Below are 11,664 nucleotides of genomic sequence, written 5' to 3' on the forward strand. Positions count from 1 at the left end.
CTGTATTAACATCATCTTGATAAAAACTCTATATATTTACTATATCTCTTAGCAGTATAACTATATTCTTAATTTAATAGAGATGCAATATCTATTATTTTTTTATCTTCTAAATTTACTTTGTACTTGGTTTACTATTTTTCTTATTACAGATTTAGGTAAAAGTTTCAAAAATCTTATATAAATTCTATTATTCAGGCCTGGAATAATTATAACTTTTTTTCTTTTAGAAATTTCCCCATAGCTGTAAGCCACCATTTCTGCAACTGATTGCATTCTCACACTAGAAAAAGATACACTTGCATTAGTCTCAAAATCTGTTTTTGTCGGTCCCGGACAAACTGCAGTTATATAAATATTTGTTCCTTTTAGTTCTTCAGAAAGGGCTTCTGTTAAAGATAGGACGTAGGCTTTTGTAGCATAATAAACTGACATTTGTGGCCCCGGCATAAAAGATGCCACTGAAGCAAGATTTATTATATTACCATAATTTTTCTTTTTCATATCTTTTAAAAATAGGTGAGTAAACTTAGTTAATGTGTTTACATTAAGATTTATCATATTTACTTGCTTATCTAAATTACTATTGATAAATGGGCCATAATCTCCAAATCCAGCATTATTTACTAAAGATGATACTTGGAGATTATTTTTTAAAGCATACTCATAGACTTCTTTTGCAGCTTCCTCTTCACTTAAATCTTTAGATAAAATTTCCACTTGAATAGTATATTTATCCTCAAGCTCTCTTTTTAAATCTAGTAAGGCTTCTTCATTTCTTGCTACTAAAAATAAATTATTTTTATCTTTTGCATATTCATTAGCTAATTGCTTTCCTATTCCAGAACTAGCACCCGTTATTAAAACTCTCGTCATACTGACTTTTAACCTCCATATATAAATATAAAAGACCCTTTCGGGTCTTTCTTATGCTTTTTGATAGTAATTATTAATTCCTTTAACAATCCCATCCACTAATTTATCTTGATAAGCTGATTTAGATACCTTATTAGCTTCATCTTTATTAGATATGTATCCTAATTCTAATAATACTGATGGAATAGCTGTTTCTCTTAAAACTGAATATGTATCACGTCTTACACCACGATCTTCTGCTCCTGTATTCTTGACTAAGTTAGTATGAATTCCACTAGCTAAAATTTGAGATCTTCTTAAACGATCAGGATTTATGTGATTATCTTGATTAATTTTTGACGGATATTCTTCATAATCTTTATACCAATAAGTTTCTATACCTTTTACCGAAGAATTAGTTGCCGCATTAAAGTGAAGACTTATAAATAAATCTGCATTTGTTTTATTAGCTTTTTCTGAAATTTCAGTTAAGGCTGTACGAGTATCTCCTTTTCTCGTTTCCATAATCGTATAACCTTCTTTTTTTAGTTGAGCAGATAATTTATTATACATTGACAGAGTTAAATCTTTTTCTTTAAGTTTGTTATATACAGCTCCTGGATCTGAACCACCGTGTCCTGCATCTAAGTAAATTACTTTACTATATTTACCATAGTTGTTTCTTACTCCTTCATTAGAACCTTTATCTTGTAACTTAATTGTGCTAGCTACTGTCTTAGCTGACTTAGTAGTTTTTATGTCTTCTTTTTTATTTACTGTAGTAGTTTTATTTGTTGATGCCTTAGCAACTTCTTTTTTATTTGCTGATGCTTTAACCGTTTCTTTTTTATTTGTTGTAGTAATTTTATTTGCTGATGCTTTAGTCGCTTCTACTTTATTTTCAGCAGGATTAATCCATGCTCCTACTTTTCCTTTATTTTTTGAAATATTTAACATTCCATTATATGAACGGAATACATAGTAAGTTCCTTGACCATATGTATTTTTTGAATTTTTCCCTGAAGCTGCATTAGCTGCGTTTGTATATGTTTTAACATTTGTTGTTAATATATATTTTTCTTGAGTTGTTTCTTTAATTTTACTAGCTGCTGTTGTTTTCTGAGCAGTTGTAGTTTTTTCTGTTGCTAATTTAGTAGATGTTTGGACAGGTTTTACCTGAACTTTTTTTTCTAATTTTCCAAAATTTAACTTATTATCAAGAGGATTAATCCATGCTCCTACCTTACCTTGAGTTCTAGAAATATTTAACATTCCGTTACTCGCTGTACGGTATATATAGTAATTCCCTGCTGCATAGCTACTCTTAGAATTTACCTGTGCTGCTGCATTAGCAGAAGTTACATATGTTTTTGCACTTGAATTTAATACATATGTATTAGCTTTATTAGTTGTTAAATTTTTTGATTTAGGCGTAGCTGTACTTACTGTTTTTGCTGGCACTGCTTGTGTGGTAGTTTTCTCTTTTACAGCCGTTGCTGTATTTGCTTTAGGAGTTATTGTACTTACTGCTTTTGCCGGCACTGCTTGTGTAGTAGTTTTTCCTTTTACAGCTGTTGCTGTATTTGCTTTAGGAGTTACTGTACTTACTGCTTTTGCTGACACTGCTTGTGTAGTGGCTTTCGCTTTTACAGCTGTCGATGAATTTGCTTTAGCTGTTGCTGTACTTACTTCCTTAGATGATGTTACTTGTGTTTTTGCTTTTCCAGCATTTGGATTAATCCAAGCACCTGGCTTTCCTTGTTGTGTTGAAACATTTATCATTCCATTACTTGCAGTTTTATATATATAATAATTTCCAGCAGAGTATGTTTTTTTAACTGCATTTACCCCAGCTGCTGCATTAATTGAATTTGTATATGTAGCTGCAGAATTTTTTAATGTATATTTAGCTGCTTTATTACTCGCTTGTGCATCATTTTCCTCTGTTAGTGTATTAACAACAAATGTACTAGAAAAAATTGCCAATGACATTAATAATTTTTTATTCATTATTTGCTCCCTTACTTAAAACTTTGATAATTATAATTCTTACCTATTATATCACGTTATGTAAGTATTATATATTTCATTTTATTTACAGTTAAATAAAAAATGACTTGAAAGTTCAATCTTTCAAGTCATTTTTAATAATTAATCTTCTACACGTTCTCCATATTTACCGTAAACTCCATAGGCTCCATAAGCTCCATAATGGCTAGATTCTATATCTACCTTGTTCAATACGCTACCTAAAAACCTACTTCCTGAAGATTCTAATTGTTCAATTGCTTTTTTTACAAATTTCCTCTTGATTGCACCAGATTCTGTTATAAGAACTGAACCATCACATTTTTGTGCAATAATAGCCGCATCAATTACAGCACCTATAGGTGGAGTATCTATAATTACGTAATCATAATATTTGCGGAATGCATTTAGCATTAATTCAAAATTAGGATTCTGAATTAAACTAAGTGGGCTTGGGGGAACCTTTCCTGCTGGAATAATAGTTAAATTAGGAATATCTGTTGAATATAAGATATTCTCTATCTCAGTATTTCCCGATAGGTAAGAAGTTAATCCTTCAATTTTCCCACCTTCTACTCTAAATCTATTAGCTAAAACTGATTTTCTTGTATCAGCATCTATAAGTAAAACTTTATATCCTAATTCCGATAAGGCTTTAGATAAGTTTATAGTAACTGTTGATTTTCCCTCATTAGGCTGAACTGACGAAAAGGCAATTGTCTTTATATCTTTTCCTAGGAATTGAATATTAGTAGCTAAGGCATTGTAATGTTCCGATAGGTCTTTAACTATAATATTTGTGTTGTAATTAATATGTATCTTTTTCATTACTTCTTCTTACCTTTCTTCTGTTCTACGCTAGGTATAACTCCTAACAATACAACATCTAAAACTTCTTCTACATCTTCTGGACGTTTAATACGATCATCTAATAGCTCTTTAATAGCGATTATTATCATAGATAGTATTGCCCCAGCTAAGAAACCAAATAAGATATTTCTTGGAATATTAGGAGATGATGGAGCCACTGGCTCTGTAGCTTCAGTTATAGTTGTTATATCTTCTATCTGTGTTACGCTTTTTATTTTTTCTGATGATACTTCTCTCAATGTATTAGCAATTTCTGCTGCTATTCTCGGATTAGAATCCGAAACTATAATATTTAAAACCCTAGTGTCCTTAGGTGATGAAATTGAAATCTTCGATGCTAAAGATTTAGTCGTTAAATTTAACCTATCCCTCTCTATTACCCTAGTCAAGACATCCGGTGATAGAATAATCTCTTGATAGTCTTTAACTAAAGATGTACCAATTTGAACATCTTGAACTGTTAGCTGCTTACTTTGATCAGCTTTATTTACAGCATAAATTTTAGTTGTTGCTTGATAGGTAGGTTTTACGACAAATATACTATAAACACCCATTAAGGCAGCAAAAACTAATGCTATTGTGGAAATTAGTAATTTCTTTGACCATAATTTTCTTAATAAATAGAAAATATCAATGTCTAGAATATCGTTTTGTTTAGTATCCATAAAATGAACCTCTTTAATATATTTATTTTTATAAGTTTAACAACATATAATTTTACTATAAAATTCCACTCTTTTCAAACAAAATCTTTACTTAGAATAATTTGGAGATTCTTTTGTGATTTGAACATCATGAGGGTGTGATTCGATTAATCCTGCACCTGTCATTTTTACAAATTGTGCTTTTTCTCTTAAATCTTCTAAAGTTTTAGAACCTGTGTACCCCATACCTGCTCTTAGCCCACCAATTAATTGATAGATTGTTTCAGTAAGTGTTCCTTTATATGGAGTTCTTCCTTCAATCCCTTCTGGAACAAGTTTCTTCCCATCTTCTTGGAAGTAACGATCCTTAGATCCTTTTTCCATAGCAGCTAATGATCCCATTCCACGATAAGTTTTGAATCTTCTTCCTTGGAATATTTCAAATTCACCTGGAGATTCATCACATCCCGCAAGCATAGAACCAAGCATTACTACATGTCCTCCCGCTGCAAGTGCCTTAACTATATCTCCAGAATACTTAATTCCTCCATCTGCGATGATTGTTTTTCCATATTCACGTGCTACTGATGCACAATCATATATTGCTGTAATTTGAGGTACCCCTACTCCAGCAACAACACGAGTTGTACAAATAGACCCTGGTCCAATACCAACTTTAACAACATCTGCACCAGCTTCAAATAAAGCACGAGCTGCATCTCCAGTTGCTACATTTCCTGCGATAATGTCTAAATCTGGGTAGTTTGTACGTAATGTTTTAACTACATCAATAACTCCTTTAGAGTGTCCATGGGCTGTATCAACAACAATTGCATCCACTCCAGCGTTAACTAATGCTTCCACACGCTCAAAAGTATCACCCGCAATTCCTACAGTCGCTGCTACTAATAATCTTCCATATTTATCTTTTGCTGAATTTGGATACTTAGCTAATTTCTCTATATCTTTAATAGTAATTAATCCTGATAATTTTCCTTCTTCATCAATTAAAGGAAGTTTTTCAATTTTATGAGAACGTAAAATTGTACTTGCTTCATCTAAAGTAGTATTAGCTGCTGCTGTAACTAACTCTTCTTTAGTCATTACTTCCGCAATTGGAGTATCAAAATCAGTCAAGAATCTTAAATCACGGTTGGTTAAAATTCCCACAAGCTCTTTATCTGTTATATTATTTACAATAGGAACTCCTGAAATTCTGTATCTTTGCATTAAATCTTCAGCATCTTCTACTAAATGTTCTGGCGTTAAGAAAAATGGATTAGTAATAACTCCCGATTCTGATCTTTTAACTTTTGTTACTTCTTCAGCTTGAGCTTCAATTGACATGTTTTTGTGAATTACACCTAATCCACCTTCGCGTGCCATAGCAATAGCCATTTTATGTTCAGTTACTGTATCCATTGCCGCTGATAATACCGGTATTGATAATTTCAATCTTTCCGTTAAGTTAACTTTTAAATCAACTTTCTTAGGTAATACCTCACTGTAAGCTGGTACTAACAATACATCATCAAACGTTAATCCTTCTTTTTGGAATTTATTTTCCCACATAGTATTTCTCCTTAATATTTATTTTCTACTTGTCAGATTTTTCAAAGTCTATACTTCCATCCTTGATAGAAGCTATTCTACATAGAGAACATACATCTATACCCTTTTTCTTAAGTAGACTTCTCCCCACTTGAAATGATTTTTCAATAAGTATTCCTACCCCTACAACATTAGCATTGGCTTGATTAGCAATATCTACCAATCCACTTATTGCTTGCCCATTTGCAAGAAAATCATCAATAATAAGTACATTATCACCTTCATTTAAAAAATTTTTTGACACTACAATAGTATTCGTTACATTTTTAGTATAACTAAAAACTTCACTACTATAAATATTGCCACTTTTTAATGTAGATGGTTGGGCCTTTTTAGCAAAAAGCATTGGAACCTTAAATTTATTAGCAACAAACAAGGCCGGTGCTATTCCTGAAGCTTCGATAGTCAATATCTTAGTAACATCTCTTCCTTTAAAATGTTCATAAAATGATTCAGATATTTCTTTCATAAGATTGGGATCAATCTGATGATTAATAAAAGAATCAACTTTTATTATATTACCGGAAAAAACTTCACCCTTATTTCTAACCATTTCTTCTAGTAGTTGCATGAATATCAATCACTCCCATGTTATCAAGTAAAATTTATTTCTATATATAATAACAAAATATCCGGGAAAACTCAATACTTTTCCCAGATATTTAAATATTCTTTTTATTTTTACAATTTTTCAATCAATTCTTTGATTTCATCTTGTGAAAATACGTATTTCTCACTGCAGAATGAACACACTGTTTCAATATTTTCTTCTGTAGCCATGTCCGCTAATTCTTCTTTACCTAAAGTAATTAAGGCATCTGCATATTTTTCCTTAGAGCAAGAACAAGAGAATCTTATTTCATTTGATTTTAATATTCTAAAATCTTCACCGAATAAGATTTTAGCAATATCTTCCAAAGTTTTACCTTCATGAATTAGAGTTGATACAGGCTTAATATTAGCTATTACATTTTCTAATTTTGTAATTGTCTCTTCTGAAGCAAATGGTAAAACCTGTACAATAAATCCTCCCGCTGCAATCACAGAGTTATCAGTTTCTACTAAAACTCCTAAAGATACTGCTGAAGGTACTTGTTCACTTTTAGCAAAGTAATAAGTGAAATCTTCTGCAATTTCTCCAGATACTATCGGAGAAGTAGTTGTATATTTTTCAGCAAGACCCAGGTCCTTGATAACTACTAATTCTCCTTGTGTTCCAACTACACCACGTACATCTAATTTTCCTTTATCATTACTTGGTATATGTATTTGCATATTTGATGCATAAGCTCTTATATTACCCTCTTCATCAGCAGTTGCCAGTATTTTACCTAAAGGCCCATCTCCTGCCAGCCTAACATCCACAATATCACCAGATTTTTGCATAGCACCAAGCATGGCTGACGCAGTTGCAGTTCTCCCTACTGCTGCAATTGCAGTCGGATATGCATCATGTCTTTTTCTAATTTCTTCTACTAATTCCGTTGTTTTTGCCGCAAAAAATCTTACTTCATCATTAAAGGCAAGTCCTCTAATTAAATAATCTTTCATCATATATCTCCTATTTATTTAATTTATATATCTCAATAATTCCTTTTAAAGTCAATTCTTCATCAATTATATCTATTTGTTTAGAGTTTTTAGAAAGTAACTTTGCCAAACCTCCGGTAAGAACAACCTTAACATCTTTTCCAATCTCTTTTTTCATACTATTAATTATAGCTTCAAATTGACCTATAAATCCATAAAATAGCCCCGCTTGCATTTGAGTAATTGTATCCATTCCTAAAGAACTATCCACCCTTTCAATCTCTACTCTAGGTAATTGAGCGGCTTTTTGATAGAGAGCATCTGCAGAAATATTTATTCCTGGACAAATAACTCCTCCCTTATAAATCATATTCTCATCAACATAATCAAAAGTTGTCGCTGTTCCAAAATCTACAACAATCGCAGGTAAATAGTTAGATACCTTAGCTCCTACTATATCTACAATTCTATCTGCACCTAACTTACTTGTATAGGGTTCTGGTACTACTAGACCTGTATTTATAGCATTGGAGACCACTATTGGTTCTAATCCAAAATATTTTTTACTAAGTAATTTTAAAGCAAATATCATACCCGGTACTACACTAGAGATAACTACTCCCTTAAAAAAATCAAAAGAAATTTCTTTATCTTTAAAAAAACTTTTTATAATAACATAAAGTTCGTCCTCAGTTTTACTCGCATCTGTAGCTATTCTCCAAGAATATTTTAATGTATAGTCATCGTCAAAAACTCCCAATACAATGTTAGTATTTCCAACATCAAGTGCACAAATCATCGTGTCTACTCCTAAATAAAAATTCTACTTATTATATCATAGAATCTAATTTTATAAAATATAAAGGCCCGCTCTTAAGCGTGCCTTTATTATATTTCTCTAGTAACTTCTTTCAGCCACTCTCTTTCTTCCTTTGTCAAATGTGGTGCTATTAGTTCATACACCTTTGCATGATACTTATTAAGTTCTTTTCTATCTACATCAGTCATTAAAGAAAAATCTATAGCTTCTAAATCAAATGGAACATAGGTAATAACTTCAAACTCCATAAATTGTCCAAATTCATTTTTCACTGTTTTTCTTACTAAAAGTTCATTTTCTAACCTTATTCCATGTGATCCTGCTATATAAAGTCCTGGTTCATTACTTAAAATCATTCCTTCTCTTAAGGCTTCCACTTGTCCATTCAGAGGGATTTGCCAACGTATATTGACTGGTCCTTCATGAATATTTCCAATATAACCTACTCCATGTCCAGTTCCATGATTATAATTTTGGTAATTTTCCCACAAATGTTGCCTTGCCAAAATATCAATGTTCTGTCCAGCAATTCCTTCCATAAATTTAAGTTTCGATAAGGCTAAATTTGCCTTCAAAACTCTTGTATAATCTTTTTTAAATTCCAAAGGAATTTCACCTAGTGCATGAGTTCTTGTTATATCAGTTGAACCCTGCATAAAATGAGATCCTGAATCAGTCAAAAGTAAAGTTCCTATCTCTAAATTTCTATTTGTTTCTTCTGTTGATGAATAGTGAATAACAGCACCATTAGGCCCATGTCCAAAAATTGGCGAAAATGATGGAAATATATAATCTCCTTGAGCCTTTCTAAATTCAACTAATCTATCTGAAGCACTTATTTCATTTTGCTCTGAAATTTTTCCAGATTTAACCAATTGTTTTAACCAGTAGATAAACTTAGTATGTGCTACTCCATCCTTAATGTGAGCATTAATTATATTATTGATCTCTACCTCATTTTTCATGGCTTTCATCAAAATAGTTGGATTTCTTTTTTCTACAAGAGTTACTTCCTTTGGAATATTATTATAAATTGCATAATTTAGTAAATCGGGATCTACTAGTACTACATCTGAATATTCAAATTCTTTTACAGTCTTGTATATTTGATTATAGTCTTTTAGGATTACCTTGTCTTTGGCCAAGTTAACCTTAATCTCATCAGAAAGTTTACTTTTATCTACATATAATTCAACTTTATTTTCATAAACTATTGTATAACTTAATAAGAGAGGAAAAAACTCCACATCAGTCCCTCTTATGTTAAGTAACCAACCAGTATCATCAAGGCTCGTAATAATATGAGCATTAGCTCCATAGCTATGCATCTCTTTCCTTACTCTACTTAATTTATCGGCAACAGTTTCTCCTGCTTGTTCTAATGATAAAGAGAAGGCTTTATTTTTAGATAGAGATGGTCTATCTAGCCAAATTTCATTAACAAGATCTAAATCATAAACAAGACTAGCCTCTTTACGCTTCAATCTAAGTGCAAGTTGCTTTCCTTCTCCATACATTACAACACGACCATCAAATCCTAATTTACCTCCCTTTGGAATTGCATCAACAATAAAATCGATAACACTAGGGGTTTCTTCTTCTCCCATTTTCTGCAGTTCAATTCTTGTTCCAGCAAGCTCTCTTTCTGCTTGCAAGAAATATCTCCCATCAGTCCATAAACCTGCATAATTAGCAGTAATTACAAGTGTTCCTGCAGATCCAGTAAAACCACTCATATATTCACGAACCTTAAAATAATCACCTACATTTTCACTATTATGAAAATCGGCAGTTGGAATTAAATATATATCTATTTTTTTCTCTTTCATAAGTTGCCTTAAAGCAGCTAATTTTTCATTCACATACATACTTTACTCTCCTAAAATATTTCTAAATTCATAAACTGTTCTATTAAACTATAAATATCTCCTTTAGTTATATAAGTATACTCTTATACTCTCATTAACAGCAATAACTAATTTCTCTTTTAATATATAGATTTCTATAAAGCAATCCTTCTTCTAAAATAATAAGCCCTCAAATAAAAAATTAGTTTACTTAAAGAGCGGGTAAAGAATTGCTGATAGGGCCAAAAATCATCTAATTCAATACAATAAATTTTATATATTTAATATTAGTAAACTATATAAGATTTCAATTTTGAAAATGCTTATATTCTTATATTTTAACATATTTACCTACTATAATGAAATAATAGTTTTTTTATCTATTATCCTAACAATTCATATAAGATTATAATCTTATCTCTATAATTCAATATTATTTTTTCTTCTCTACAATTTACTTAGAAGTGCTTACCAGCCATATAAAATAAAAAAATTACCACATAGACAAAATCTATTTACCTCCTTTTATTTCTAGTATATTATTAAAGTAGAAACAAAGAAAGGAGAAAATTAATGAAGCTAGAATTATTTACTGATTCTTCCACAGATGAAAAAATAATTAAAATCTATACTAATAAAATCGATGAAAAAATTCAAAAAATCATAGATATTGTGAACTCAAAACAAAATACTATTGTCGCATATCGAGATAAAGAGGCTCAGCTTTTAGACGAAAATTTTATAGAAAGAATTTTTATTGAAGATAGAAAGATAAAAATTTATTATCAAACAAAAACTTATATTAGTAAATTAAAACTTTACGAAATTGAAAAAATGTTAACCGATGATTTTATTAAAATATCACAATCTGAGATTGTAAATATTAAATATGTAAAAAAATTAGATTTTTCTTATAGTGGAACAATTAAATTAATCTTTAAAAATGGAATTGAGACTTTTGTTTCTAGACGCTCAATAAAAGAATTTAAAAATAAATTAGGAATATAAGGAGAAAAACAAATGAAAACACTACAAAATCTTTTAAAATACGCTATGATGGGAATCGGATTCTCTACTTTTATATCATTATTGCTAGCTCACATTTTTTCTTATGATTATGTTGCTATGGTTCCTAGCTTTGCAAGTAAATTTTCATCTACAACTAACGCAATGACTATGCAAATTATAGTAACTGGGCTTATAGGTATTAGTCAAGCATATGCTTCAAAAATATTTTCTAAGGATTTAAGTTTACTAACACAAACGCTTATTCATAATTTTTTAATTATTATATCAGTTTTTGCAGCTGGAATTTATCTTCATTGGTTTAAATTTAATATAGCAAGTTTTATACTGGTAGAAATAATTTACTTTATAATATATATATACCTATATACATCAAATAGAATTGAAATGTCAAAAATAAATGCTAAATTAAATAAAAGTTCCTAGAAAATTT

General features: G+C 30.5%; 11 protein-coding genes. 2 read left to right on the plus strand and 9 right to left on the minus strand.

Annotation, left to right across the window (positions count from 1 at the left end):
• Nucleotides 1-102: 102 nt before the first annotated feature.
• From HZY82_RS06095 to HZY82_RS06135, 9 genes are all read right to left on the minus strand, one after another.
• Nucleotides 103-876: an SDR family NAD(P)-dependent oxidoreductase gene (locus HZY82_RS06095; RefSeq protein ID WP_135156313.1), complete on the minus strand. Its 774-nt coding sequence runs from the start codon at nt 874-876 to the stop codon at nt 103-105.
• Between the two features lie 51 nt (nt 877-927).
• On the minus strand, nt 928-2,865 hold the full coding sequence (locus tag HZY82_RS06100; RefSeq protein WP_179939031.1) for an N-acetylmuramoyl-L-alanine amidase: 1,938 nt from the start codon (nt 2,863-2,865) through the stop codon (nt 928-930).
• A gap of 141 nt (nt 2,866-3,006) precedes the next feature.
• Nucleotides 3,007-3,711, minus strand: a complete 705-nt coding sequence (locus tag HZY82_RS06105) for a polysaccharide biosynthesis tyrosine autokinase (RefSeq protein ID WP_135156311.1) — start codon at nt 3,709-3,711, stop codon at nt 3,007-3,009.
• Nucleotides 3,711-4,418 carry a Wzz/FepE/Etk N-terminal domain-containing protein gene (locus HZY82_RS06110; protein ID WP_135156310.1) on the minus strand — a complete coding sequence of 236 codons (708 nt, stop codon included), beginning with the start codon at nt 4,416-4,418 and terminating at the stop codon, nt 3,711-3,713. The genes HZY82_RS06105 and HZY82_RS06110 overlap by 1 nt, the downstream gene beginning before the upstream one ends.
• Nucleotides 4,419-4,505: 87 nt before the next feature.
• Nucleotides 4,506-5,969 carry an IMP dehydrogenase gene (gene guaB, locus HZY82_RS06115; protein WP_135156309.1) on the minus strand — a complete coding sequence of 488 codons (1,464 nt, stop codon included), beginning with the start codon at nt 5,967-5,969 and terminating at the stop codon, nt 4,506-4,508.
• A gap of 25 nt (nt 5,970-5,994) precedes the next feature.
• Complete coding sequence (locus HZY82_RS06120) at nt 5,995-6,579, minus strand: xanthine phosphoribosyltransferase (protein WP_135156308.1); 585 nt, start codon at nt 6,577-6,579, stop codon at nt 5,995-5,997.
• A 110-nt stretch (nt 6,580-6,689) separates the two neighbouring features.
• Nucleotides 6,690-7,559: an Hsp33 family molecular chaperone HslO gene (hslO, locus tag HZY82_RS06125; protein WP_135156307.1), complete on the minus strand. Its 870-nt coding sequence runs from the start codon at nt 7,557-7,559 to the stop codon at nt 6,690-6,692.
• Nucleotides 7,560-7,569: 10 nt separating this feature from the next.
• Nucleotides 7,570-8,337 (minus strand): type III pantothenate kinase, encoded by a 768-nt coding sequence (locus HZY82_RS06130; RefSeq protein WP_135156306.1) that lies wholly within the window; start codon nt 8,335-8,337, stop codon nt 7,570-7,572.
• A gap of 89 nt (nt 8,338-8,426) precedes the next feature.
• Nucleotides 8,427-10,226, minus strand: a complete 1,800-nt coding sequence (locus HZY82_RS06135) for an aminopeptidase P family protein (protein WP_135156305.1) — start codon at nt 10,224-10,226, stop codon at nt 8,427-8,429.
• Between the two features lie 552 nt (nt 10,227-10,778).
• Here HZY82_RS06135 and HZY82_RS06140 point away from each other — a divergent pair.
• Together HZY82_RS06140 and HZY82_RS06145 are read left to right on the plus strand one after the other, a co-directional pair.
• Nucleotides 10,779-11,213 carry a LytTR family DNA-binding domain-containing protein gene (locus HZY82_RS06140; RefSeq protein ID WP_135156304.1) on the plus strand — a complete coding sequence of 145 codons (435 nt, stop codon included), beginning with the start codon at nt 10,779-10,781 and terminating at the stop codon, nt 11,211-11,213.
• Between the two features lie 12 nt (nt 11,214-11,225).
• A complete protein-coding gene (locus HZY82_RS06145) occupies nt 11,226-11,657 on the plus strand; it encodes a DUF3021 domain-containing protein (RefSeq protein WP_135156303.1) in 432 nt (143 codons plus the stop codon).
• Nucleotides 11,658-11,664: the final 7 nt, after the last annotated feature.

It is taken from the genome of Gemella sp. GL1 (assembly GCF_013415365.1).
Classification (GTDB): domain Bacteria; phylum Bacillota; class Bacilli; order Staphylococcales; family Gemellaceae; genus Gemelliphila.